The sequence below is a fragment of the Saccharothrix xinjiangensis genome, assembly GCF_039527585.1.
Taxonomy (GTDB): Bacteria; Actinomycetota; Actinomycetes; order Mycobacteriales; family Pseudonocardiaceae; genus Actinosynnema; species Actinosynnema xinjiangensis.
In genome coordinates, this window is sequence record NZ_BAAAKE010000039.1 from 32130 (window position 1) to 56462 (window position 24333).

The window sequence follows — 24333 nt, forward strand, 5'->3', positions numbered from 1 at the left end:
GTCCCGGTGCGCCGCTCCTTCTCCTACGCGGACGCGGTCAAGCTGCTGGGCGGCGACACCGCGCTGCTGAAGTTCCTCGACCACGCCTCGGCCGGCGTCGTGACGGCCGCGGGCGGGATCGACCTGCTCGACGCCCGCACCGAGGTGGTGAGGGTGGGCAGGCAGCTGCTGGCGTCGGTGCGCGAGCGCGTCACCGGCCTGCACCGGGTCGACCGGACGCGGCTGCTGGAGGCGGCGCACGGCGTCATCGTGGTCACGGCGCTGTTCGAGGCCCTGGACGAGGCGGAGCTGCCGTTCAAGCCCCGGTTCAGCCGGGCCGGGCAGGCGGCGCTGGCCACGTCGTCGTGGGCGGGGTCGGACCGCTGGTCGGACCTCCTGACCACCCTGCTGGGGACCGGGCTGCCGCTGCCCGGCCCCGAATCGCCGCCCGAGCAGGTCGCCGAGGACCTGTCCTCGTACTACGCGCACATGACCGGGGAGTACCTCGGGTTCCTGGCGGGGTTCGAGGGGTTCGACGGGTTCGGCGAGGTCGCGCTGCCCGACGTGCCGGGCAGGGCGCTGGAGCGCTACCGGGCGCACTACCGCCGCCTGGCGCTCGACTGCCCCGAGTTCGGCGTGTGGACCAGCGGCGTCGAGCACGCCGCGACCCGGACCGCCCTGGGCGGGATGCGGGAGCTGCTGGAGCGGATCGCGGCCCGGCTGCTGCCCGACGCGCACCGGGACGCCCTGGCGAACGGCTACCGCCCCGCGCTCCGGCAGCCGGTCGTGGACGGCGACCTGCCCGCCGGGCTGGTCGCGCCGACGCTGGAGCAGGCGTACGTGGCGCCCCTGTTCCGGGTCGCCGAGGCCGGGCGGGACGGCGACGCCGGCCGGGAGGGCTGGTGGGCCGGGGTGCCGACCCGGTCGGACCTGGACGACTACCTCGCCGGGCACCTCACCTCCTCCCGGGCGACCCGCGCGCCGCTGGTGGTGCTCGGCCAGCCGGGCGCGGGCAAGTCGCTGCTGACCAAGGTCCTGGCCGCGCAGCTGCCCGGCGACTTCCTGCCGATCCGGGTCGTGCTGCGCGACGTGCCCGCCGAGTCCGACCTCCAGGAGCAGGTCGAGCACGCGGTCCGGGCCACCACCGGGGAACGGTGGGACTGGCCCGCCCTGGCCCGCGCCGCCGCGCCCGCCGTGCCGGTGGTGCTGCTGGACGGGTTCGACGAGTTGTTGCAGGCCACCGGCGTGAGCAGGTCGGACTACCTGGTGGACGTCCAGCGGTTCCAGCAGCGCGAGCTGGAGCAGGGGCGCGCCGCGGTCGTCGTGGTGACCAGCCGCATCGCGGTCGCCGACCGGGCGAGGTTCCCCGACGCGGCGGTGGTGCTGCGGCTGGAGCCGTTCGGCGAGGAGCAGGTGCGCGAGTGGCTGGGGACGTGGAACCGGGTCAACCCCGGGGCGCGGCTCGCGCCCGAGGTGGCGCTCCAGCACGCGGAACTGGCCGGTCAGCCGCTGCTGCTGTTCATGCTCGCCCTCCACAACGCGGGCGGTGGCGCGCTGCGGGGCGCCGCCTCCCTCGGCCGGGCCCAGCTCTACGAGCAGCTGCTGACCCGCTTCGCCCGGCGCGAGGTCGTCAAGCACCTCCGGGACGCGCCCGACCACGACGTCGACCGGGCGGTCGAGCAGGAGCTGATCAGGCTGTCGGTGATCGCCTTCGCGATGTTCAACCGGGGCGCCCAGTGGGTCGAGGAGGCCGACCTCGACGAGGACCTGGACGCCCTGTTCCCCTCCGGTCCCCGCGCCGGCCCGGGCAAGCGCGTCCGGCTCAGCGCCGCCCAGCTGGCCGTGGGGCGGTTCTTCTTCGTCCACGAGGCCCGCTCCGCGCACGACGGCCGGCCCCGCCACACCTACGAGTTCCTGCACGCCACGTTCGGCGAGTACCTCGTCGCCCGCCTGGTCCACCGGGTGTCGCTGGAGGCGGTGGCGGGGGAGCGCGCGGCCTCGTCGTTCCACTACCGGCCGGCCGAGGACGGGGCCGGCTGGCTGCGGCCGCTGCTGTCGTTCGCCCCGCTCACCACGCGTTCCCCCGTGATCGGCTTCCTGCGCGAGCTGTTCGCCGGGGTGGCCGAGGCGGACCGGGAACCGCTGCACCGCCTGCTGGTCCGCCTCCTCGACGCGGCGCGGCGCCACCCGGTCGACGCCGCCTACGAACCGCGGGTCCTGCCGGCGGCGCGGCGCATCGCGGCCTGCACGGCGAACCTCGTGGTGCTGGTCGTGGCGGTGCGGGGTCGGCTCGTCGCGTCCGGCCTGCCGGGCGAGCAGGACGCCGTGCGGCGGTGGCGGGCCTTGGCGCTGTTGTGGGAATCGCAGTTCGAGCCCGAGGAGTGGCTGAGCCTCGTGCACCAGTTCGACGTGACCCGGGTCGTGGCCGGCGGTCACCGCGACGTGGTGGTGGAACCGGCGAGCGGCCGGCCCGTGCCACCCGGCGACCTCGGAGGGGACCACGAGCTCCCCGACACCTCCCCGGACGCCCTGCGCCGCTACCGGAACTTCCGCTGCTCACCCGACGTCGACTGGGTGCACGACGGGCTGGAGCCGCTCCTGTCGAACTTCCGCGCGGCGGGGGTCGCAGTGTCCTCGGAGGGCGGCCCGGTGGTGTCGTTGACGCGCTTGTTGACGACCCTCCTGGCGGCCGGCAGTCCCGGTGACAGGGTCGACGCCTACCGCGCCCTCGGCAGGGCGCAGGCATCGATCATGCGCTCGAAGCACTTCTACTACGAGCCCGTCCTGAAGATCATGGCCGGTGATCCCTGCGCCACCCCCGACCTGATGAGGGACGTCGTCGAGGCCGGCGCCCTGCTCAACGCCCCACCGGACCACCTGCTCGCCTGCGCCCGTCGGATGCTGGTGGGCGCCGGCGACAACGCGGTCGCCTTCGGAGCGATCAACGCGGTCCTCGGGAACTCGCCCTCCCCGGCGCAGGCCGTCGAGGTCCTGATCCGCTGCGTCGAACTCGGGCTCGAACCGGGGGCGCACGTCGGGCTCTTCCGCGACCTGCCCGCGTTCCTCCGGCAGCTCGACCTCGCCGCGCTCGCCGAGGCCGACCGGGGCCTGGCCACCCGCCTGGGGTGGGCCATGGGCGCGATCGGCCTCGGGCACCTGGTCGAGCTCACATGACGCGGTAGTCCCGGGGCTGGAACCGGGGCGCGAAGCGGGGCTTCCGCGACCCCGACGCCGTGACGTAGCGCACCGCCCGCTGCCGCTGCGGCGCGTACGGGGCCAGCACCTCCGCCATCCCGTCGTCGTCGACCCCGCGACCGACCAGCGCCCACCCGACGATCCCGGCCAGGTGGAAGTCGCCGAAGCTCACCGCGTCCGGGTCGCCCCAGGCCCGCTGCGCCACCTCGGCCGCCGTCCACGCCCCGATGCCGGGCACCTTCCGCAGCAGCGCCCGCCCGGCCTCCCCGCCCAGCCCGAACGCGCCCTCCAACCGGTGCGCCACCTGCGCCGCCGCGATCAGCGCCCGCCGCCGGGCGCCGTCGACACCCGCCCGGTGCCACTCCCAGTCCGCGATGCCCAGCACCGCGCGCGGCGTCGGCGGCACCACCAGGTCCGCCACCGGCCCCGGCGCGGGCGTGCCGAACCGGCGGCACAGCTCCCGGTACGACCGGTGCGCCTCCACCACCGTCACCTTCTGCTCCAGCACGGCCGGCAGCAGCGCGTCCCACACCCGCCCGGTCGCGGTCAGCCGCATCCCCGGCCACCGCCGCCGCGCCTGCTCAACCACCGGGTGGTGGCACTCGAACGCCGAATCGTCGTCCCCCGCGCCCAACAACGCGGGCAGCCCGTCCAGCAGCCACCCCGCGCCCTCGCCCCACGCCCGCGCCTCGACCGCGTCCGCGCGCCGGACGTGCAGCGTCCCCGGGCCGACCGGGGTGTTGGCGGTCAGCCACACCCCGCCGTCGACCCGGAACGCCGGGTCACCGGGCCCCCGACCCAGCGGCCGCAGCACGACGCCGAGGTCCAGCGGGAACGGGGGCGACCAGGTCCGGCTCACCACCGCCGACGTCGCTCGCCGGCCGCCATCGATCGTCATCGCCCGCCACCCACCGCCCGCCGCCTACCGCCCTAGTGCTCGCCCCTGTTGCCCACCGCTCGCCGACTGCCGCTTGCCATCAGCCATCAGACATCGGCGGAGAACCGGATCCCCGCCTCGGGCAGCACCACTCCCGGCCACACCCGCGCGCCGTTGACCAGCTCGCACCGCGCACCCACCACCGCACCGTCGCCGATCACCGAGTCGGTCACCACCGCACCGGCCTGGACCAGCGCGTTCGCCCCCACCACGCTGCGCTCCACCCGGGCGCCCTCGCCGACCACCGCGCCGTCGAACAGCACCGCGCCGTCGACCATCGCACCGGCCGCGACCGTGCAGCCCGCGCCGATCGTGGCGCCGCCCCGGACCACCGCGTCCTCGTGGACCGACGCGCCCTCCAGCAGCACCGCCTCGCCCCTCAGCTCCAGCGCCGCCGTCGGCGCGACGCCGCGCACCAGGTCCGCCGAGCCCTGCACGAACGCGGCGGGCGTGCCGAGGTCCAGCCAGTACGACGCGTCGACGTGCCCCTGCACGCGCGCACCGGACGCCAGCAGGCCGGGGAACGTCTCCCGCTCCACCGACACGCGCCGACCTGCGGGGATGCCCTCGATCACCTCGCGGCGGAACACGTAGCAGCCCGCGTTGATCTGGTCCGTCGGCGGGTTCTCGGTCTTCTCCAGGAACGCCGTGACGCGGCCGTCCTCGTCGGTCGGCACGCACCCGAACCGGCGCGGGTCGTCGACCCGGACCAGGTGCAGGGTGACGTCGGCCTCGGCCTCGCGGTGCGTGGCGAGCACGGCGCGCAGGTCCACACCGGACAGGATGTCGCCGTTGAACACCATCACGTCGCGTTCGCGCAGCTTGTGCGCGACGTTGCGGATCGCGCCCGCCGTGTCCAGCGGCTCGTCCTCGACGACGTACTCCAGCTCCAGGCCGAGCGCCGAGCCGTCCCCGAAGTGCTCCTCGAAGACCTCGGCCTTGTAGGACGTGCCGAGCACGACGTGGGTGATCCCCGCTTCCCCGATCCGCGACAGCAGGTGGGTGAGGAACGGCACCCCGGCGGTCGGCAGCATGGGCTTGGGGGCGGACAAGGTCAGTGGCCGCAGCCGGGTCCCCTTGCCCCCGACCAGGACCACCGCCTCGGCGCCTTGCAGCTCCGACATGCCGTTTTTCCTCCTCCGCTTACTTCCACCCGTGGTTTGCGAATACTCTGGCACGAGCACTCCGGTGGCACGGGCGGTGGTCCCGTGTCGCGGTGAGGGCGCCACCGACGGCAACGCCGGCGTCTCCGCCGGCCCAAGCACACGCAGGAGAGATCCGGATGGACCCCCGCGCTCGGGCCGACGCGGCGCTCGCCCGTGCTCGTGCACGTGGCATGCACGTCGTGACGCCGGACAACATGACCTCGCCGATGGACTCGTCGGCCACCCAGCAGATCCCGCGCAGCCTGGTCAACGCCGTGGACCCGAAGACCGCCGACCCGGACTCGACCATGGTCCTGGCCTCCCACGTAGCCGCAGGCCACCCCCAGTCACCCCCCACGCAGCCGCACCCCTCGCAGCCGCCCTCCCCCCACCCGGCGCCCCACACCTCGGAACCGGAACTCCGCGTGGCCCCGGGCCCCATCCCCACGGTCCAACAGGTCCAACCCGCGCGCCCGAGCCTGTCCCAACGCCTGAACGGCGGCGCGCCCAACCCCCAACAGGGCCTGACCCAACGCCTGAACGGCGACACCTGACCCCACCCACCCGCGAGTCGTACGTCCAGAACGCGCGAGTCGTACGTCCAGACCCACCGTGTCGTACGTTCGCGACCTCCGAGTTCTGCATTCAGGCACCCTCGGCACCTGTCTTGTTCTGACGCGAACGTTGAACTCGGTGGTCCTGGACGTACGACACGGTGGTCCTGAACGTACGACTCGCGATGCCTCAGTGGCGGACACGCGGGGTGGGGAGGGTGGGCGGGGCGGTGGGTGAGGCCGCCCCGGCCGGGGGAAAGGGAGGGTTAGCGGAGGGGTGGGGTGGCGTGGGTGGCCAGGTCCAGGGCCTGTTCGGGCCACCACTGGCCGGCCGGTGGGCCGCCCTGGCACTCGCCGTCCGACTCGCCGGGCCGCTTGATCCACAGGAAGGCGTCGACGAGGGGGATGCGGGTGCGCGCGGTCGGCCGCTCGCCCAGGCCGCGGTCCGGCGGGTTGCACCAGTCGGTCTCGCCCTCGCCCGGCGTGTAGTGGCCCTGGCCGTTGCGGCTGGTGTCCAGGACGAAGTGCGTCATCTTCCGCTCGTGCACGCGCAGCGCGTCCAGCTCGGCGTCGGTCGGGCACGCGGTGGCGCCGCGGTGCGTCCGCAGGTAGAGGCACTTGGAGACGCGCGTGCCGTACTGCACCAGGTCCGCGGTGTAGCGGTAGTTCGACGTGTTCAGGGCGAAACCGTCCGCCCGCGTCACGCCACCCCGCAACAACCGGTTCACGATGCCCAGCTGCTGCCGCGGCTCGCCGTACCCGGCGTCGTAGTCGTTCAGCGCCTGCCACGCCGAGTGGCCGGCGTCGAGGTACACCTTCGTCCGCCTGCCGCGCTTGAGCGCGTCGACCGCGTGGTTGATCTCCCGGAACCGCTGCGGCACCAGCTCCTCGTCCGGCCCGATCGCGCACCACGGCTCACTGGTCATCAGCGCCAGCCCGTCGGGTTCGACGATCACGACCGCCTTGTCGTCGCCGATGCCGGCGGCGAACGCGTCGATCCACTCCCGGTACTCCTGCTCGCTGAGCGCGCCGCCCGCCGACCACTGCGAGCAGTCCCGGTAGGGCACGAAGTACGCCACCAGCACCGGCACCTGGTTCTTGCGCTTCGCCGCGCGCACGACGTCCCGCACGCGGGTCCGCACCTGCTCGGCGCCCGCCGTGGTGAACCAGATGGCGGTGGGCTGCTTCGCCACCGCCTCCATCAGCTCGGCGTCCGCGACCCGGCCCTCCGCCCGCCACGCCGCGGCCTGTCGCGACGCGTTGGAGTCCGGCTCCACGTAGAACGACGTTCCCCTGGACGGGTGGTGGTGGTGACCGGGTCCCGCGGCGGCCACGCCACCGCCGCCGATCAGCAGGGCCACCGCGGCCAGTGCGGCGGGCAACGCCCGGCGCCGTCTTGCTCCCTTGTCCACGTCGACAGCTCCTCACTGCGCTGGGAGCGCTCCCAGAGCGGTGACAGCATGAAGCCCTATGACCGGGATCACAAGCCCTTCAGGCCATCCGGACGAGCGCCGCGGAGATCATCGGACGAAGGTCGTCGACGTCCGGCGGCAGGGCGTCCAGCGGCCACCACCGCAGGTCGACGGACTCGGCGCTGCGCGCGTGCCGCGCACCGGCCGGCGCCCGCACCAGGAACCGCACGTCGAAGTGCCGCGTCGGCTTGCCGAGCGAGCACGTGATCGGGTGCACGTCCAGGTGCAGCGGCTCCGGCTCGATCACCAGCCCCTCGATCCCGGACTCCTCCGCGGCCTCGCGCAGCGCCGTCCCGGCCAGCGTCAGGTCACCCGGCTCGCAGTGCCCGCCCAGCTGGAGCCACCGCCCCACCCGGGGGTGCAGCGTCAGCAGCGTGCGCTCGCCGGAGTCGTCCAGGACCAGCGCCGACGCGGTGACGTGCCCGGGTTCGCACGACCGCGCGCAGGCGTCCGGCCGGGCGGCCAGGAACCCCAGGTACGCCTGTCGCAGCGACTCCTGCGCGGAGTCGGCCGGACGCCACCCCGCCAACGTCGCCGCGGTGTCCTCGTGCAGGTTCAACGCTCCAGGAACCCTTCGTCCGGCTCGCGCGGCGGTCGCGGCGCCAGCTCCTCCACCGGGTGGCCGATCGCCACCGCGCCCAGCGGCTCCCAGTCCTCGGGCAGCTCCAGCGCGGACCGCACGACGTCCGGGCAGAAGATCGTCGACGACACCCAGCACGACCCGAGCCCCTCGGCGGCCAGCGCCACCAGCAGCCCCTGCACGGCCGCGCCGCCCGCGACGGTGAACATCGTCCGCTCGGCCGCGGAGCGCCGCTCGTCCGGGTAGTCGTGCGCGCCCTCCCGCACCAGGAACGGCACCACGACCTCCGGCGCGTCCCGCAGGAAGTCGCCGCGGGCGGTCCGCCGGGCGATCCGCTCCTCGGGCAGCCCGTCGCCCCGCAGGTCGTCCTCCCACCGGGCCCGCATCGCCGACAGCAGCTCCGCGCGCCGGTCCGTCAGCCGCACGAACCGCACCGGCCGCGTGTGGTGCGGCGCGGGCGCGGTCAGCGCCGCCGCCACGGCCCGCCTGATCGCCTCCGGGGACACCGGCTCCGCCGTGAACGCCCGCACCGAGCGGCGCACCAGCACCGCCTCGGCCCGCCCGCGCGCCAGCGCCTCGGCGGTGCCCAGGTGGAACAGGTCGTCCTCCACCGGCCGGGTCAGGTCGCGCGCCGACGAGCCGTCGTCGGACACCGGCAGCCCGCGCACCACCGCCACCGGCACCGCGCCCAGCTTGCCCTTCACCAGGTCGGCCGCCGCGGCGACCTCGTCCGCCACCGCGACCTCGGTCACCACCAGCGCGTTGCCCTGCCGGTCCACCGAGCCCGCGTACCGGTGCAGCACGGCCAGCCCGGACGCCCCGATCGCCGCGTCGGTCTGGCCGACCCGCCAGGCCCGGCCCATGGTGTCGGTCACCACGACGGCCACGCGCACGCCCAGCCGCTCGAACAGCTCGGCCCGCAGCGCCGCCGCCGACCCGTCGGGGTCCACCGGCAGCAGCGCGATCTCGTCGCCCGCCACGTTCGACGCGTCCACCCCGGACGCCGCCTGCACGATGCCGAGCTTGTTCTCGGTGATCAGCGTCCGCCCGCGCCGCGCCAGCACGCGCACCGCCTCGGCCGACACCCACTCCCGCCGGATCGCGTCCCGGGCCTCCGGGTCGGCGGGCACCGGCACCAGCCGACCTTCCACTTTGGACAGCACCTTGGACGTGACCACCACCACGTCGCCGTCGCGCAGCCACGGCGCGGCCGACGCCAGCGCGCCCGCCAGGTCGTCACCGGGCCGGAACTCCGGCAGGCCCGGCACCGGCAGCAACGTCACCGCGCCCGGCGCGGCGTGGTCGGGGGAACCCCCGCCGACAGAACCCCCGCCGACAGAACCCCCTCCGGCGAAATCCCCTCCGGTGGAATCCCCTTCGGGTGAAATCCCGCCGACAGAACCCGGCTCAGCCAACGTCCACCCCGGCCAGCTCCAGCGCCACCTTCGCCATCGCGGCGGTCGCGTCCACATCGGACATCAGCAGCGGCACCGCGCGCACCGCCACCCCGGGCACGTCGCAGCGGTCGCCGGTGTGCACCAGCCAGCCGTCCAGCACGCCGTTCCTGGTGGTCTTGCGCGACCCGTAGTGCCTGCCCACCGCCTCGGCGGAGGTCTCGACGCCGATCGCCGACAGGCACGCGTCGGCCATCCCGCGCAGCGGCTTGCCGCCCACGATCGGGGACAGCCCGACCACACCGGCCTCGGTCTTGCGCAACGCGTCCCGCACCCCCGGCACGCCGAGGATCGTGCCCACGCTCACCACCGGGTTCGACGGCGCGAACAGCACCGCGTCGGCCTCCGCGAGCGCGTCCAGCACGCCGGGGGCCGGCGTCGCGGTCTCCGCGCCGACCGAGGCGAACGACCGCGCGGGCAGCGCGGCCCGGTGCCGGACCCACCACTCCTGGAAGTGGATCGCCTTCTCGCCGCCGTCCGCGTCCACGACCACGTGCGTCTCGACCCGGTCGTCCGACATCGGCAGCAGCCGCACGCCGGGCGCCCAGCGGTGGCACAGCGCCTCGGTCACGGCCGACAGCGGGTAGCCGGCCCGCAGCATCCGGGTGCGCACCAGGTGCGTGGCGACGTCCCGGTCGCCGAGGCCGAACCAGGTCGGGTCCGCGCCGTAGGCGGCCAGCTCCTCCTTGACCGCCCACGTCTCGTCCGCCCGGCCCCAGCCGCGCTCACCGTCGATCCCGCCACCGAGGGTGTACATGCAGGTGTCCAGGTCGGGGCAGACCCGCAACCCGTGCATCCACACGTCGTCACCCGTGTTCACCACGGCGGTGATCTCGTGCTCAGGACCGGGCAGGAGTGCGCGCAACCCCACCAGGAACCGCGCCCCGCCGACCCCGCCAACCAGTACGACGACCTTCACGGGACGCCATCCTCCCACCGCGCGTCAGCGCCAGAACAGGAAGGTGTCCGCGCCCACGTAGGCCAGCCAGCGGTCGCCCCCGAGCAGGTCGAACACCGAGTAGGCGGCGTCGAAGAACAGGGCGTTGACGGTCGGGAACCCGATCAGCACCGCGAACAGCACGAACGGCGCCCACGGCCGCGCCTTGGCGCCGAACTGCCGCGCCGAGTAGGACATGTAGGGCTCGATCGCACCCCAGCCGTCCAGGCCGGGGATCGGCAGGATGTTCAGCACGAACGCGATGACCTGCACCGCGGCCAGGTAGGACAGCGCGGCGGCCAGGCCGGGCGCGGGGTCGAACAGCGCGACGGACGCCGCCAGCAGCGCGCCCAGCACCAGGTTGCTCGCCGGCCCGGCCAGCGACACCATCGACTCCACCCGCCGGTCGCGCAGCGCGTGGTGGTTGATCCACACCGCGCCGCCGGGCAGCGGGATGCCGCCGAACGCCAGCAGCACCAACGGCAGCACGATGCTGAACACCGGGTCGGTGTACCGGCGGATGTCCAGCGTCAGGTAGCCCTTGCCCTTGACCGCGTGGTCACCGCCCCGATATGCCACGATCGCGTGACCGAACTCGTGCAGGCACAGCGAAACCGCCCAGCCACCGAGCACGAACAGGACCGTGCCCAGCGTGCGCAGGGCGTCGTCGAACAGGGTCAGCACGGCGCCTGCCACCGTCACCGCGAGCAGGCTGAGGAACAGTGGACTCGGACGCACCGCTGATCTCTTCACCACACCAGTGTGGCCCGCCCGGGGGCGGGCCAGGTAGCCCGTCCGCTGGGCCGTTCGCGCACCCGCCATCGCCCCGCGCAGCGCTTGAATCACTGTCTGTGCTGCTGGTCAAGGTTTTTGCGGCCATCCGCGCGAATATCCCCCGTCCTGTGGACTCCGCTTGACCGGGTGTTGTGACACAGGTGTAATCACATCGGTGTCATTCGTCGTTGTGGGGACGGCGAGTGGTGTCCGCCAACCGGGGAGAGCGGAAGGCGAGGAGGCGGACTGTGCAGGAAATTTCTGACCGGGAAATCGACGGGGGTCGCATGGTGGACGGGGATGTCCCGGCACCGGAGCCGGTCGTGCTCGGCCTGTTCGACGTGACGGATGAGCAGGACTGGCAGGAGCGCGCCCTGTGCGCGCAGACGGACCCCGAGGCGTTCTTCCCCGAGAAGGGCGGCTCCACCAGGGAGGCCAAGCGCATCTGCCTGGGCTGCGAGGTGCGCTCGGAGTGCCTGGAGTACGCGTTGCAGCACGACGAGCGCTTCGGCATCTGGGGCGGGCTGTCCGAACGCGAGCGGAGGAAGCTGAAGAAGCGCGCCGTGTGACCGCTTGAGATCCGCCTGGCTTACCGTGGGCGTCCCACGGCGTAGTCGGACGATCTTGCGAGGAGCGGCACTTGACGAGCGGGGCTGCTCCACGGCTGCGCACCGCGCCCGTGCTGGCGGTGCTGGTGTGCCACGACGGCGACCGGTGGCTGGGCGCGGCGCTGTCCGCGCTGCGCGGGCAGCGGCCGAGGCCGAGGCACGTGATCGCGGTCGACACCGGGTCCGCGGACGGGACGGCCGGGCTCCTCGCCGAGGCCGCCGAGGGTATCGATCGGGTGATTGACGGCGTGCTGACGCTCCCGCGCGGCACGGGGTTCGGCGAGGCCGTGCACGCCGCCGTGGAGCACGCCGTGGAGCGGTGGGGCGACCCCGGCGCGTGGGTGTGGCTGCTGCACGACGACTGCGCGCCCGAACCGGACTGCCTGTCCGCGCTGCTGACCGCCGCCGAGGTGTCGCCCTCGGCCGCCGTGCTGGGACCCCTGGGCCTGGACTGGTCCGACCCGCGGCTGGTCGTGGAGGCCGGGCTGTCCACGGACGCGTCCGGTCACCGGCAGACCGGCATCGGCGCGGCGGAGCCCGCCGGGGCGTTCGAGCAGAGCACCGAGGTGCTGGCGGTGCCCTCGGCCGGGTCGCTGGTGCGGCGCCGGGTGTGGGAGGAGCTCGGCGGCTACGACCGGCGGATGCCGTTGTTGCGCGACGACGTCGACTTCGGGTGGCGGGCGAACCTCGCCGGCCACCTGGTGCTGTCCGTGCCGGTGGCGCGGATGCGGCACGCGCGGGCCATCGGGCGCGGCCTGCGGCGACCGGACGCGGTCGCGGCGGCCCCCGGGCCCGCGACGCGCGGCGTGGACCGGGCGCACGGGCTGCGGACGTTCCTGGTGAACTGCGGCGCGGTGGCGTTCGCGGTGGGGCTGCCGCGGCTGGCCGTGCTCGCGGTGCTGCGCGCCCTGGGGTTCCTGCTGCTGCGGCGGTTCTCCGACGCGCGCGCCGAGGTGGGTGCGCTGCGGTACCTGCTGGGCGGGCGGGCGCGGCTGCGGGCCGGGCGCGCCGAGCGGCCGCAGCACGGCGTGGTGCGCGGGTTGTCCACCAGTCGGCTCACCCGGTCGCGCAACGCGGTCCGCGCCGCGGCGGCCCACCTGATCCGCCGGCGCGTCGAGGCGGACCTGGCGCTCGGGCGGCTGCCCGACGACGACCGGCGGCCCGTGGCGTGGTCGCTGCCGTCCGAAGTGGAGCGTCCACCGGTCGGGCCGGCGGCGCTGCCCGCGGGCGTGCTGTCGCGGCGGCGGCCCGTGCGGGCGACGGGCGGCCTGCGCCGGCCCGCGGTGACCGTGCCGGTGGAGACACCGGCCGCGATCGCCCCGGCGTCGCGCCCGTTACCCCGCCCGCGGCCCTCGCCCGTGCCGCGCGGCACCACCGCGGTCCCGTCCGGCATCGTGTTCGTCGAGGTGGACCGGGCGCGGCTGCTGCGGTCGCTGGTGCTGGGGCCGCCGCTGCTGCTCGTGCTCGGGCTGGCGGTGTTCGGGGTGCTGGCCAACGCGTCCCGGATCGGCCTCGACCTGGCCGGCGGGCGGCTGCTGCCCGTGGGCGACCTGGCCGAGACCTGGTCGGCGTACCTGGCGTCCTGGCACCCGGTGGCCGGCGGCACGACCGCGCCCGCGCCCGCCGCGCTGGCCGTGCTGGGCGCGCTGGGTGCGCCGCTCGGCTCGCCCGCCGCCCTGGTGGCGGTGCTGTTCGTCGGCGACGCGCCGCTGGCCGGGCTGTTCGCGTACGTGGCGACGCGGCGGCTGCCCGTGCGGCGGCCGGTGCGGGCGCTGGTGGCGGCCGGGTACGCGCTGCTGCCCGCGGCGACGTCGGCGGTGAGCCAGGGCCGGCTGGACGTCGTGGTGGTGCACGTGCTGCTGCCGCTGGTGGCCGCCGGGGTGGTGTCGGTGCTGCGCGGCGGCGCCGGGGTGTCGTGGCTGCCGGTGGCGTCGGGCACGGCGCTGGCGGTGGCGGCGCTGGGCGCGTTCTCGCCCCTGGTGCACGGCCTGGTGGCGCTGGCGGCGCTGGTCGGGTTCGTCGTGGTGCCCGGCCGGGAGGGCGACGGGCGGCGGCGGGTGGCGTCGCTGTTCGTGGTGGTGCTGCTGCCGATGGCGCTGCTGCTGCCGTGGCCCGCCGTGGTGCTCCAGCACCCGTCGGTGGTGCTGCACGGCGTGGGCGCGTTCGCGGAGACGCCCGTCGCCGGCCTGGTCGACCTGCTGTCGCTGCGGCCCGGCGGGCCGGGTGCGGCGCCGTTCGTCGGGCTGGTGGTCGTGGTCCTGGCCCTCGCCGCGGCGGCGCTGCGCCCGCACCGGTCGATGCTGGCCGGCCTGGCGGTGGTGGTGCTGGGCGGGCTCGCGGTGGTCGTGGTGCGGACCGCGGCGGTGACGCCGCTGCCCGGCGGCCCGGCCCAGCCCGGGTGGGCGGGCGCGCCGCTGGTGGTGGTCGGCTGGGGCCTGCTGTGGGTGGTGCTGTCGGCGTTCCGGCGCGACGTGGCGCCCCTGCCCCTCGCCCGGGTCGTCCCGGTCGTCGGCGCCCTCGCGGTCCTGGCCCTGGCCTGCGCGGGGTTCGCCGGCCTGCGCTCGGGCCCGCTGACCGCCTCGCCGGCCCGGCTGCCGTCGACCCTGGAGCAGGAGCTGGCGCAGACCGGCCGCTCGGTGCTCGTGCTGGGCACGCCGAACCGGCTGGTGGCCGGCAGGCTCCCCGCGTTCGGGGACGACGACCACGTGCCCGTGGCGACGGCCACCACGCGCCTGGACCGCTGGGCGCGCGAGCTGACCGGCGGCGCGCCGGACGCGGCGCGGACCGCCCTGGCGCAGGCCGCCGCCTCGGGCGTGGCGTTCGTGGTGCTGCCCGACCTGGAGGCGGCGCAGCGGCTGCGCGACGCGGCGGGCGACCTGGTGGCGGTGACCCCGTCGATGACCGACGGCCGCCCGGTCCTCCGGGTGCAGCCGGCGGCCGGCAACGCCGTGCTGCTGTCACCCGAACTGGGCCGCCGCGCCCGCACCGGCGGCGACCCGCCCACCGAGCTGGGCGCGCCCGGCACCGCGCCCGTGGAGGCCGCGCCGCCGGAGGTGGCCGTGCGGGTGTCCGAGGGCCCGGAAGGGCGCCTGCTGGTCCTGGCGGCGGAGGAGGAGCCGGGCTGGCGCGCGTGGGTCGACGGCCGCGAGGTGGCCACCGTCCGGGCGTGGGGCCACCTGGTCGGCGTGACGCTGCCCGACACGGCCTCGGAGGTCCGCGTGGAGGCCTCCTCGACGCTCCGCGAGCTCCTCCTGCTCCTCCAGGCGGCCGCGACCCTCTTCACCCTCCTGACCGCCCTGCCGACCCGCCGCCCCGAACGCAGGACCCGGCGCCCCTGAACGCACAACTCGACCAACCTGAACGTACGACACGGTCGTCCTGGACGTACGACTCGCGACACCGGACCGGAGGACACGCGCTGCCCGACCGGAGGACACGCGCAGTGAGAGCGCTCACACCCGCGCGTGTCGTCCACTCCGACATCGCGTGTCGTCCACTCGGGCATCGCGAGTCGTACGTTCGGGACTGCCGTGTCGTACGTTCAGGACCCCCGAGTTCCGCGTTCGGGGGCGGTCAGTCGCCGTCGATCACGTCCGGGTCCAGGCCCAGGTAGTTGGCCACCTGTTCGACCAGGACGTCGTGGACCAGGTCGGACAGGTCGGCGCCGTCCTTGGCGCGGGCCTCCAGGGGCCGCCGGTACAGGACGATCCGGGCGCGGCGGTCGGCGCCCGCGGGCACCAGGCGGGCCAGGGGGACGTTGCCGTCCTCCACCACGTCGCCGTCGTCGCCGTTGGGCGCCACGTCGGGCACGTCGTCCACCGCGACGTCCAGCTGGGTCAGTTCGGTGCGCCACCGCGCCTCGATCGGTTCCAGCGCTTCCAGGACCAGCGCGTCGAAGCGCTCGGCCCGGCTCCGCGCCGCCGGCAGGGAGGCCGGGTACAGCGGACCGCGCAACCCGCGCCCGTGCCGGTCGCGGTTGCGTCGCCGCGGAGCGCCCTGCCTCCGTGAACCCCGAGCCATCACCACGGCGTCCAGGGTAGTTGTCCGCCGTCGGGCCCCCGCCGGGTACCTCCTCGACCAGGCAACTTGCCGAACTCCGCGGCCACCTCCAGCGCCGCGCCGGAGGTAATCCAACACACCCGACGCGGGACGCGATATCGTCCCCGCCGTGCGGAGCGTGAGACGGTGCTCGCGAACCGGGTGCGGGAACCCGGCAGTCGCCACGCTCACGTACGCCTACGCGGACTCCACGGCGGTGGTCGGACCACTGGCCACGTACTCCGAACCGCACTCCTACGACCTCTGCGAGGAGCACGCGCTGCGCCTCACCGCCCCGCGCGGCTGGGAGGTCGTGCGGCACCAGGGCGAGTTCCGCGCCCCCGAACCCACCGTGGACGACCTGACCGCCCTGGCGGAGGCCGTGCGCGAGGCCGGGCGCACACCGGCGATCGAGGTGCCGGAGGTGCCGGCGGGCACCATCAGACGCGGCCACCTGCGCGTTCTGCCCGATCCGAACGAAGACTGAACGACACCGGACACGCCGCCGACGCGCGCGCCGGTACGCTTCCCAAGGCAGTGTCAAGAGCCAACTTGGGAGTGTGGCTGTGCGCGATCTGTCCGGCATCGTCAAGGCTTACGACATCCGCGGTCTGGTCGGGGAGCAGCTCGACGAGGGCGTCGTGCGCGACTTCGGCGCGGCGTTCGCGCGCCTGGTCGGCGGACCCGCCGTCGTCATCGGCCACGACATGCGCGAGTCGTCGCCGGGCCTGGCCGCCGCGTTCGCCGACGGCGTGACCGCCCAGGGCGTCGACGTCGTCACCATCGGCCTCGCCAGCACGGACATGCTCTACTTCGCCTCCGGCAAGCTCGACCTGCCCGGCGCGATGTTCACCGCCTCCCACAACCCGGCCGAGTACAACGGCATCAAGCTGTGCCGCGCGGGCGCCGCCCCGGTGGGCCAGGACAGCGGCCTGGGGCAGATCCGGCAGGACGCCGAGCAGGGCGTGCCCGACGCGGAGGGCGTGGCCAAGGGCGCCGTCACCGAGCGCGACATGCTCTCCGAGTACGCCGCCTACCTGCGGCAGCTGGTGGACCTGTCCGACAGCCGGCCGCTGAAGGTCGTGGTCGACGCGGGCAACGGCATGGGCGGCCACACCGTGCCCCAGGTCTTCGAGGGCCTGCCGATCGAGGTCGTCCCGATGTACTTCGAGCTGGACGGCAGCTTCCCCAACCACGAGGCCAACCCGCTCGACCCGAAGAACATCGTCGACCTCCAGGCGCGCGTCCTGGAGGAGGGCGCGGACGCCGGCGTGGCGTTCGACGGCGACGCCGACCGCTGCTTCGTGGTCGACGAGCGCGGCGAGCCGGTGTCGCCGTCCGCGATCACCGCGCTGGTCGCCGTGCGCGAGCTGGCCAAGGACCCGGGCGGCACGGTCATCCACAACCTGATCACCTCGCACGCGGTGCCGGAGATCGTGCGCGAGCACGGCGGCGTCCCGGTGCGCACCCGCGTCGGCCACTCCTTCATCAAGGAGGAGATGGCCAAGACCGGCGCGATCTTCGGCGGCGAGCACTCCGCGCACTACTACTTCCGGGACTTCTGGCGCGCCGACACCGGCATGCTGGCCGCGCTGCACGTGCTGGCCGCGCTCGGCGAGCAGGACGGCCCGCTGTCCGACCTGACCAGCGCTTACGAGCGTTACGCCGCGTCCGGCGAGGTCAACTCGACGGTGGGCGACCAGCAGGGCAGGCTGGCCGCCATCAAGGCCGAGTTCGGCGGCCGCGAGGGCGTCGAGCTGGACGAGCTGGACGGCCTCACGGTGAGCCTGCCCGACGGCTCGTGGTTCAACCTGCGCGCCTCCAACACGGAGCCGCTGCTGCGGCTCAACGTCGAAGCCGCCGACGCGGCCTCGGTCGCGGCACTGCGCGACGAGGTCCTGGCGATCGTGAGGGGATGAGCGCCGTGGCGGTCCAACTCGACGCGCAACTGCTGGAGATCCTGGCGTGCCCGTGCCCGGAGCACGCCCCGCTGAAGACCGGCACCGCGACCGACCCGCAGGCGGACTACCTGACCTGCACCTCGTGCGGCCGGTCGTTCCCGGTCCGGGAGGGCATCCCGGTGCTGCTGCTGGACGAGGCAGTCGAGCCGACGGCCGGGTGACCCAGCGTGCTTGACGACAGCCTGCTCGACGACCAGCACCGGCTCATCGACGCCGACCCGGGCGGCCTGCTGCGCGCGGCCGCCCGAGCGGGCGCGCAGGTCAGGGCCACCGCCGAGGCGACCGGTGAGCTGGGCGTCGCACGCCTGTTCGCCGACCGCCCGCGCGCGGTGGTCATGGTCACCCGGCCGGGCGTGGCGAGCGCCGTGGCGGGCCTGGTGACCGCGCTGCTCGGGCCGCGCTGCCCGGTGCCGGTCGTGGTCTCCGACGACGTGCCCGCGTGGGTGGGCGCGCTGGACGTGGTGCTCGCGCACACCGAGGACCCCGGCGACGTGCTGCTGGCCGAGTCGGTCGACCGGGCGGTCCGGCGCGGCGCGCGGGTGCTGCTCACCGCCGAGTCGGAGGGCCCGGTGGCCGCCGCCGCCGCGCAGCGCGCCCTGCTGGTGCCGCCGCGCGTGCCCGTGCCGCAGGGCTTCGGCTTCGCCCGCGGGTTCGCCGCGTGGCTGTCGGCGCTGAACGCGCTGCGGCTGCTCGACGTGGACGTGCAGGCGATCGCCGACGAGCTGGACCGGGAGGCCGAGCGCTGCCACCCGGCGCACGAGTCGTTCGTGAACCCGGCCAAGGCGCTGGCGCTGCGGGTGGCCGAGCGCACCCCGCTGCTGTGGGGGCTGGACGACCTGGCCACGGCCGTGGCCGCGCACGGCGCGAACGCGCTGGCGGCGTACGCGGGCGTGGTGAGCGACGTGGCCGGCTATCCTCAGGCCCTGACGCGCTCGGTGCTGCACCGCCGGGCGGTGAGCGGCACGTCGGGCGCCGACCTCTTCGCAGACCCGGACGACGAGCAGGACGGCCTGGTGCGCGTGCTGCTGCTGGCCGTGCGCCAGGGGCCGCAGGCGGAGTTCGCCCGGCGGGTCGCGCTGGAGACGTTGTCGGGAGCCGACGTGCTCGAACCGGCCGAGGAGGTCGGCGGCGGCGACGCCGTGTGCGCCGCGCTGCTCGCGCTGCGGTTCGAGCTGGCCGCGCTGTACCTGGGCTTGGCCGCGGGCACGCTCGGCGGGCCGGGGCGCTACGCGCCGGCCGTGTGAGGGGATGACTGTGGAACTGCTGCACAACGCGGTCCGGCCGTACGCGTGGGGTTCGCGCACGGCCATCGCCGAGCTGCTCGGCAGGGAGGTGCCCGCGCCGCACCCGGAGGCCGAGCTGTGGATGGGCGCCCACCCGGGCGACCCGTCCCGCGTGGTCGGCCCGGACGGCGCGGTGCGCTCGCTGCTGGACCTGCTCGCCGAGGACCCCGACGGGCAGCTGGGCGCGCGGTGCGCCGACCGCTGGGGCAGCCGGTTGCCGTTCCTGCTGAAGGTGCTGGCCGCCGAGGAGGCGCTGAGCCTCCAGGCGCACCCGTCGGCCGAGCAGGCCGCGCTCGGGTTCGCCGTCGAGGACGCGGCGGGCGTGCCGATCGACTCGCCGGTGCGGAACTACAAGGACCCGTCGGCCAAGCCGGAGCTGATCTGCGCGCTGACCGAGTTCCACGCGCTGGCCGGGTTCCGGGACCCGGCGCGGACGGTGGCGCTGCTGCGGTCCCTGGACGCGCCCGACTTCGCGCCCTACACCGAGCTGCTGGCCGCCCAGCCGGACCCCGACGGCCTGCGCGCGCTGTTCACCACGCTGATCACGCTGCCGCAGACCGCGCTGGACGTGCTGCTGCCGCAGGTGCTGGACGCGTGCGTGGTGCACGTGAAGGAGCACGGCGAGTTCGACCTGGAGTGCCGCACCGCCCTGGAGCTGGGCGAGGCGTACCCCGGTGACGCGGGCGTGCTGGCCGCGCTGCTGCTCAACCGGCACGTGCTCCAGCCGGGCGAGGCGATCTTCCTGCCCGCCGGCAACCTGCACGCGTACCTGCACGGCACGGGCATCGAGATCCTGGCGAACTCGGACAACGTGCTGCGGTGCGGGCTCACGCCCAAGCACGTCGACGTGCCCGAGCTGATGCGCGTGCTGGACTTCGCCTGCGGCGACATGACCGTGCTGCGGGGCGAGGAGACCGCGCCGGGGCTGTGGGCGTACCGGACGCCGTGCCCGGAGTTCGAGCTGTCCCGGGTCGAGGTGCCGCCGGGCGGTGAGGTGCGGCTGGACCACGGCGGGCCGCAGATCATGATCTGCACGCGCGGCCGGGCGACGCTGACCTCCGACGGCGCGTCGCTGGTGGTGGGACGGGGTCAGTCGGTGTGGCTGCCGGCCCGCGACCCGGCCGTGGTGGTATCCGCGGATGTTTCGGTTCAGCTTTTCCGCGCCACCCCCGGGGTTGAGTAGGGTCACCCCGACCAAACAGACCTCGGGCGCGTAGGGAGCAATCGTGTCAGCAGGGGGCGGGACCAAGGCGATCATCGCCGCGCTGGTCGCCAATGCCGGTATCGCCACGGCCAAGTTCATCGGCTTCCTGATCACCGGGTCGTCGTCGATGCTGGCCGAGTCGGTGCACTCGGTGGCGGACACGTCGAACCAGGGCTTGCTGCTGCTGGGGCAGAAGACCGCGAAGAGGAAGGCGACCCTGGCCCACCCGTTCGGGTTCGGCCGGGACCGCTACTTCTACTCGTTCATCGTGGCGCTGATGCTGTTCAGCCTCGGCTCGGTGTTCGCGCTCTACGAGGGCATCCACAAGCTGGAGGCCCACGAAGAGCTGAACAGCCCGATGGTCGCGGTGGTCATCCTGGTCGTCGCGATCGGCCTGGAGTGCTACAGCTTCCGCACCGCGATCGTCGAGTCGAGGGCGGTCAAGGGCAACGCCACGTGGTGGCAGTTCATCCGCCAGTCGAAGGTGCCCGAGCTGCCGGTGGTGCTGCTCGAGGACGCGGGCGCGCTGTTCGGCCTGGTCCTGGCGCTGTGCGGCGTCGGCCTGTCGTCCATCACCGGTGACCCGGTGTGGGACGCCATCGGCACCATCTGCATCGGCGTGCTGCTGGGCGTCATCGCGGTCATCCTGATCATCGAGATGAAGTCGCTGCTGATCGGCGAGGGCGCGGCGCCGGCCGAGCTGGACGTGATCGTGGACGAGCTGGCGGCGGGCAAGGTGCAGCGGGTCATCCACGTCAAGACGCAGTACATCGGGCCGGACGAGCTGCTGGTGGCGGCGAAGATCGCGCTGGAGCCGGGGCTGTCGCTGACCGAGGTGGCGCAGGCCATCGACCACGCGGAGCAGCGGGTGCGCAACCGGGTGCCGTCGGCGCGGTTGATCTACCTGGAGCCCGACCTGGACCGGTCGACGGCGGCGAAGGCGCAGGGTTGATGCCTCAGGGCTGTAGCCGCAGGGCTGAACCCGTAGGGCTACAGCCCTGAGGCGAGGAGTTCCCCGCCACCGGGGAGTTCGCCCGTGACCGCGAGGGCGACGAGCGCTGTGCGCAGCGCTCGTCGCCCTTCGCCGTTCTTTCGACGCCGCCTCGCCCGACGTCTCGACGTCTCGACGCGGACCGGGTCCACCGGTCCGGAGCTACGGGACCTCGTCCTCCTCCACCACGGGCGCGGCCGTGGCGCCCCGCTTGCCCAGCAGGGAGTGCCGGCGGCCGTACGCGAAGTACACCACCACGCCCAGCGCCATCCACGCCAGGAACCGCACCCAGGTCAGCGCGGTCAGGTTCAGCATCAGCCACAGGCAGGCGAGGATGGCCAGCACCGGCACCACCGGCACGAGCGGCACGCGGAACCCGCGCGGCAGGTCCGGCCTGGTCTTGCGCAGCACCAGCACACCGGCCGACACCAGGATGAACGCGAACAGCGTGCCCACGTTCACCATCTCCTCCAGCTTGCCCGCCGGGAAGAAACCGGCCGCGATCGCGACCAGCACGCCGATGACGGCGGTGATCCGGTGCGGCGTGCCGCGCCGCCCGGTGCGCGCCAGGCCGCGCGGCAGCAGGCCGTCGCGGGACATCGCGAACAGCACCCGCGACTGGCCGAGCATCAGGACCATCACCACGGTGGTCAGGCCGGCCAGCGCGCCCACCGAGATCACCGTGGCCGCCCAGTCGACGCCGTTGGCGGAGAACGCGGTGGCCAGGGTGGCGCGCGTGCCGTCGGGCTGCGTCTTCAGCTCGGTGTAGGGCAGCATGCCGGTGATCACCAGCGACACCGCCACGTACAGCACGGTCACGATGGCCAGCGAACCGAGGATGCCGCGCGGCACGGCGCGCTGCGGGTCGCGGGTCTCCTCGGCGGTCGTGGCGACCACGTCGAAGCCGATGAACGCGAAGAACACCAGCGACGCGGCGGCGAGCAGCCCCAGCACGCCGTAAGTGCTGCCGTCGAAGCCCGTCAGCAGGGAGAACAGCGACTGCTCCAGGCCCGTGGCGGTCGCCTCACCGGTCTCGGCGGGCGGGATGTACGGGCTGTAGTTCGCCGTGTTGATGTACCCGATGCCGAGCACGATCACCAGCAGCACCACGGCCACCTTCACGGCGGTGATCACGGTGCTGACCCGCGACGACAGCTTCGTGCCCACGATCAGCAGCCCGGTCAGCGCCGCGACGAGCAGCAGCGAGCCCCAGTCGACGTCGAAGCCGCCGACGCTCGCGGTGGTCCGCACCGACAGCCCGAGCTGCCCGAGCACCGTCTCCAGGTACAGCGACCAGCCCTTGGCCACGGCGGCCGCGCCGACCGCGAACTCCAGCACCAGGTCCCAGCCGATGATCCACGCCGCGAACTCGCCGAACGTGGCGTAGGAGAACGTGTACGCGCTGCCCGCCACCGGCACGGTCGAGGCGAACTCGGCGTAGCACAGCGCGGCCAGCGCGCAGGCGACCGCCGCCAGCACGAACGCCAAGGACACCGACGGTCCCGCGAGGTTGCCCGCCGTGGAGGCGGTGAGGGTGAAGATGCCCGCGCCGATCACCACCGCGACACCGAACACGGTCAGGTCCCACGCGGTGAGCTCCTTGCGCAGCCTGGTGTTCGGTTCGTCGGTGTCCGCGATCGACTGCTCGACCGATTTCGTGCGCCACAGCCCGTTACCCGGCACTGCCGGCCTCCCTGGGGTGCTGGTGGTTGATGAGGTGCTGGTAGATCCGGTCAGACTAAGGTCAGGTGCCCCGAACGGCCGCACCGGTAGGTTGCGCCGCATGACCGTGCTGTGCTTGGACGTCGGCTCGACGTGGACCAAGGGCGCCCTCGTGTCGGAGGCCGGGGAGCTGCTGGGCACGGCGCAGCACCCGACCACCCCACCCGAGGTGCTCCGCGGGGTTGACGCGGTCGGCGGTGCGCTAAACCCCGTCGGGCGGGTGCTCGCGTGCTCGTCGGCGGGCGGCGGGCTCAAGCTGGCGGTCGTCGGGCAGGAACGCCTGGTCAGCACCGAGGCGGGGTACCGGGTGGCGTTGTCGGCGGGCGCGAAGGTCGTGCACGTCTCCGCCGGGCCGCTGGACGGCGCGGGCGTCCGGGAGCTGCGCGCGACCCGACCGGACGTGGTGCTGCTGGTCGGCGGCACGGACGGCGGCGACGACTCGGTGCTGCTGCACAACGCCGGGCGGCTCGGCGCGAACCGGCTGGCCTGCCCGATCGTGCTGGCGGGCAACGCCGAGGCGCGCGAGGGCGCGTTGCGGCTGCTGGCGGGGCGCACCGTGGTGCCGACCGCGAACGTGCTGCCGGACGTGGGCGAGCTGGCCCCGGGCCCGGCGCGCCAGGCGATCCGCGAGGTGTTCCTGCGGCACGTCATCGGCGGCAAGGGCCTGTCGAGGGGGCCGCGGTTCCGCCGGCTGGTGCGCGCGGTGACGCCGGACGCGGTGCTCACGGGCGTCTCCCGCCTCGCCGCGCGGGACCGCGAGGGCGCGGTGCTCGTGGTCGACGTGGGCGGCGCGACCACCGACGTGTACTCGGCGGTGTCGACGGCGTCCGCGGAGGGTCCCGAGCGGGTGGTGGCGCTGCCGCCGGACCGCCGCACGGTCGAGGGCGACCTGGGGGTGCGCTGGTCGGCGGGCACGCTGGTGAGCGCGGCGCTGCGGGAGAAGCTGGTCGACCGGTCGGAGGCGATCGCGCTCCAGGCCGACGCGGTGACGAGGTCGGCCGACGTGTCGTGGTTGCCGGAGGACCCGGCCGAGGACGTGAGGCTGGGCGTGCTGGCCGCGGTGCTGGCCGTGCGGAGGCACCTGGCGCTGGTCGACGGGCAGCTGGGTCCGCGGGGCGCGGGGCTGCTGGTGCTGTCGGGCGGGGTGTTCCGGCACGCCGGGCCCGTGGGGGAGGTGGAACGCGCGCTGCGCGCCGACCCGGTGCTGCGGCCGGTGCTGCGGAACGCGGTGGTCACCGTCGACCGGGAGCACGTGCTGGCGCCGGCGGGGCTGCTCGCGGGCGAGGGCCGCGTGGACGCCGCCGACCGGCTGCTGGCGCGCCTGGGCTGACAGGTCGGCCGGCGGCCCGACCCGGTCAACGGGCCGGGCCGCCTCGGCGGGTCTTCAGATTCCCGCGAATTCGCGCAAACCGGCCAGGTCCGGCACCAGCACGTCACGCCTCAGGTGACTGACCACCACCCCCGCTTTCCTCAGGTCGGAGAACGCCTTCTCGGCGGTC

20 protein-coding genes are annotated in these 24333 nt (G+C 74.5%); 11 read left to right on the forward strand and 9 right to left on the reverse strand.

Annotated elements, in window-relative coordinates; genetic code table 11:
- The first annotated feature begins 6 nt into the window (after positions 1 to 6).
- The gene (locus ABD223_RS40230) at positions 7 to 3153 is read left to right on the forward strand and encodes an NACHT domain-containing protein (protein WP_344043001.1); all 3147 of its coding nucleotides are present in this window, start codon (positions 7 to 9) and stop codon (positions 3151 to 3153) included.
- Here the strand turns inward: ABD223_RS40230 and ABD223_RS40235 are convergent.
- Complete coding sequence (locus ABD223_RS40235; RefSeq protein WP_344043003.1) at positions 3146 to 4072, reverse strand: DNA-3-methyladenine glycosylase family protein; 927 nt, start codon at positions 4070 to 4072, stop codon at positions 3146 to 3148. The genes ABD223_RS40230 and ABD223_RS40235 overlap by 8 nt on opposite strands.
- An 86-nt stretch (positions 4073 to 4158) precedes the next feature.
- Positions 4159 to 5235, reverse strand: coding sequence for a mannose-1-phosphate guanylyltransferase (gene manB / locus ABD223_RS40240; RefSeq protein ID WP_344043005.1), 1077 nt, complete (start codon positions 5233 to 5235; stop codon positions 4159 to 4161).
- Between the two features lie 158 nt (positions 5236 to 5393).
- Here manB and ABD223_RS40245 point away from each other — a divergent pair, with 158 nt between their 5' ends.
- On the forward strand, positions 5394 to 5810 hold the full coding sequence (locus tag ABD223_RS40245) for a hypothetical protein (protein ID WP_344043007.1): 417 nt from the start codon (positions 5394 to 5396) through the stop codon (positions 5808 to 5810).
- A 266-nt stretch (positions 5811 to 6076) separates the two neighbouring features.
- Here ABD223_RS40245 and ABD223_RS40250 read toward each other — a convergent pair whose 3' ends face one another.
- The 5 genes from ABD223_RS40250 to ABD223_RS40270 all read right to left on the reverse strand — a co-directional run bounded on the left by ABD223_RS40250 (position 6077) and on the right by ABD223_RS40270 (position 11006).
- Positions 6077 to 7222, reverse strand: coding sequence for a glycoside hydrolase family 6 protein (locus ABD223_RS40250; protein WP_344043009.1), 1146 nt, complete (start codon positions 7220 to 7222; stop codon positions 6077 to 6079).
- A 79-nt stretch (positions 7223 to 7301) separates the two neighbouring features.
- Positions 7302 to 7841 carry an NUDIX hydrolase gene (locus ABD223_RS40255; RefSeq protein ID WP_344043011.1) on the reverse strand — a complete coding sequence of 180 codons (540 nt, stop codon included), beginning with the start codon at positions 7839 to 7841 and terminating at the stop codon, positions 7302 to 7304.
- The gene (locus ABD223_RS40260) at positions 7838 to 9145 is read right to left on the reverse strand and encodes a coenzyme F420-0:L-glutamate ligase (protein WP_344043013.1); all 1308 of its coding nucleotides are present in this window, start codon (positions 9143 to 9145) and stop codon (positions 7838 to 7840) included. Before ABD223_RS40260 ends, ABD223_RS40255 begins: the two co-directional genes overlap by 4 nt.
- Positions 9146 to 9269: 124 nt before the next feature.
- Positions 9270 to 10235 carry a 2-phospho-L-lactate transferase gene (gene cofD, locus ABD223_RS40265; protein ID WP_344043015.1) on the reverse strand — a complete coding sequence of 322 codons (966 nt, stop codon included), beginning with the start codon at positions 10233 to 10235 and terminating at the stop codon, positions 9270 to 9272.
- A gap of 24 nt (positions 10236 to 10259) precedes the next feature.
- Entirely contained in the window at positions 10260 to 11006 is a 747-nt protein-coding gene (locus ABD223_RS40270; protein WP_344043017.1) for a site-2 protease family protein, read from the reverse strand.
- A gap of 308 nt (positions 11007 to 11314) precedes the next feature.
- Between ABD223_RS40270 and ABD223_RS40275 the strand changes: the two genes are divergently transcribed.
- Together ABD223_RS40275 and ABD223_RS40280 are read left to right on the forward strand one after the other, a co-directional pair.
- The gene (locus ABD223_RS40275) at positions 11315 to 11596 is read left to right on the forward strand and encodes a WhiB family transcriptional regulator (protein ID WP_344043019.1); all 282 of its coding nucleotides are present in this window, start codon (positions 11315 to 11317) and stop codon (positions 11594 to 11596) included.
- A gap of 71 nt (positions 11597 to 11667) precedes the next feature.
- Positions 11668 to 14973: a glycosyltransferase gene (locus tag ABD223_RS40280; protein ID WP_344043021.1), complete on the forward strand. Its 3306-nt coding sequence runs from the start codon at positions 11668 to 11670 to the stop codon at positions 14971 to 14973.
- Between the two features lie 235 nt (positions 14974 to 15208).
- On the opposite strand, the gene ABD223_RS40285 is transcribed toward ABD223_RS40280, so the two are convergent.
- On the reverse strand, positions 15209 to 15655 hold the full coding sequence (locus tag ABD223_RS40285; protein WP_344043037.1) for a metallopeptidase family protein: 447 nt from the start codon (positions 15653 to 15655) through the stop codon (positions 15209 to 15211).
- A 148-nt stretch (positions 15656 to 15803) separates the two neighbouring features.
- On the opposite strand from ABD223_RS40285, the gene ABD223_RS40290 reads away from it, so the two are divergent.
- From ABD223_RS40290 to ABD223_RS40315, 6 genes are all read left to right on the forward strand, one after another.
- On the forward strand, positions 15804 to 16160 hold the full coding sequence (locus ABD223_RS40290; protein ID WP_344043023.1) for a DUF3499 domain-containing protein: 357 nt from the start codon (positions 15804 to 15806) through the stop codon (positions 16158 to 16160).
- Between the two features lie 79 nt (positions 16161 to 16239).
- Positions 16240 to 17592: a phosphomannomutase/phosphoglucomutase gene (locus tag ABD223_RS40295; RefSeq protein WP_344043039.1), complete on the forward strand. Its 1353-nt coding sequence runs from the start codon at positions 16240 to 16242 to the stop codon at positions 17590 to 17592.
- Between the two features lie 5 nt (positions 17593 to 17597).
- Positions 17598 to 17795 (forward strand): Trm112 family protein, encoded by a 198-nt coding sequence (locus ABD223_RS40300; RefSeq protein ID WP_344043041.1) that lies wholly within the window; start codon positions 17598 to 17600, stop codon positions 17793 to 17795.
- Between the two features lie 6 nt (positions 17796 to 17801).
- A complete protein-coding gene (locus ABD223_RS40305) occupies positions 17802 to 18878 on the forward strand; it encodes an SIS domain-containing protein (protein ID WP_344043025.1) in 1077 nt (358 codons plus the stop codon).
- A 4-nt stretch (positions 18879 to 18882) separates the two neighbouring features.
- Positions 18883 to 20100, forward strand: a complete 1218-nt coding sequence (gene manA, locus ABD223_RS40310; protein ID WP_344043027.1) for a mannose-6-phosphate isomerase, class I — start codon at positions 18883 to 18885, stop codon at positions 20098 to 20100.
- Between the two features lie 43 nt (positions 20101 to 20143).
- Positions 20144 to 21073 carry a cation diffusion facilitator family transporter gene (locus tag ABD223_RS40315; RefSeq protein WP_344043029.1) on the forward strand — a complete coding sequence of 310 codons (930 nt, stop codon included), beginning with the start codon at positions 20144 to 20146 and terminating at the stop codon, positions 21071 to 21073.
- Positions 21074 to 21274: 201 nt separating this feature from the next.
- On the opposite strand, the gene ABD223_RS40320 is transcribed toward ABD223_RS40315, so the two are convergent.
- On the reverse strand, positions 21275 to 22795 hold the full coding sequence (locus tag ABD223_RS40320; RefSeq protein ID WP_344043031.1) for an amino acid permease: 1521 nt from the start codon (positions 22793 to 22795) through the stop codon (positions 21275 to 21277).
- Positions 22796 to 22895: 100 nt separating this feature from the next.
- On the opposite strand from ABD223_RS40320, the gene ABD223_RS40325 reads away from it, so the two are divergent.
- A complete protein-coding gene (locus ABD223_RS40325; protein WP_344043033.1) occupies positions 22896 to 24164 on the forward strand; it encodes a glutamate mutase L in 1269 nt (422 codons plus the stop codon).
- The last annotated feature ends 169 nt before the right edge of the window (positions 24165 to 24333 follow it).

Bases quoted from the DNA above. Each gene is read 5' to 3' on its own strand.
- ABD223_RS40235 (WP_344043003.1), bottom strand. From the start codon at position 4,072: ATGACGATCGATGGCGGCCGGCGAGCGACGTCGGCGGTGGTGAGCCGG.
- manB (WP_344043005.1), bottom strand. From the start codon at position 5,235: ATGTCGGAGCTGCAAGGCGCCGAGGCGGTGGTCCTGGTCGGGGGCAAG.
- ABD223_RS40245 (WP_344043007.1), top strand. From the start codon at position 5,394: ATGGACCCCCGCGCTCGGGCCGACGCGGCGCTCGCCCGTGCTCGTGCA.
- ABD223_RS40275 (WP_344043019.1), top strand. From the start codon at position 11,315: ATGGTGGACGGGGATGTCCCGGCACCGGAGCCGGTCGTGCTCGGCCTG.
- ABD223_RS40285 (WP_344043037.1), bottom strand. From the start codon at position 15,655: ATGGCTCGGGGTTCACGGAGGCAGGGCGCTCCGCGGCGACGCAACCGC.
- manA (WP_344043027.1), top strand. From the start codon at position 18,883: ATGACTGTGGAACTGCTGCACAACGCGGTCCGGCCGTACGCGTGGGGT.
- ABD223_RS40325 (WP_344043033.1), top strand. From the start codon at position 22,896: ATGACCGTGCTGTGCTTGGACGTCGGCTCGACGTGGACCAAGGGCGCC.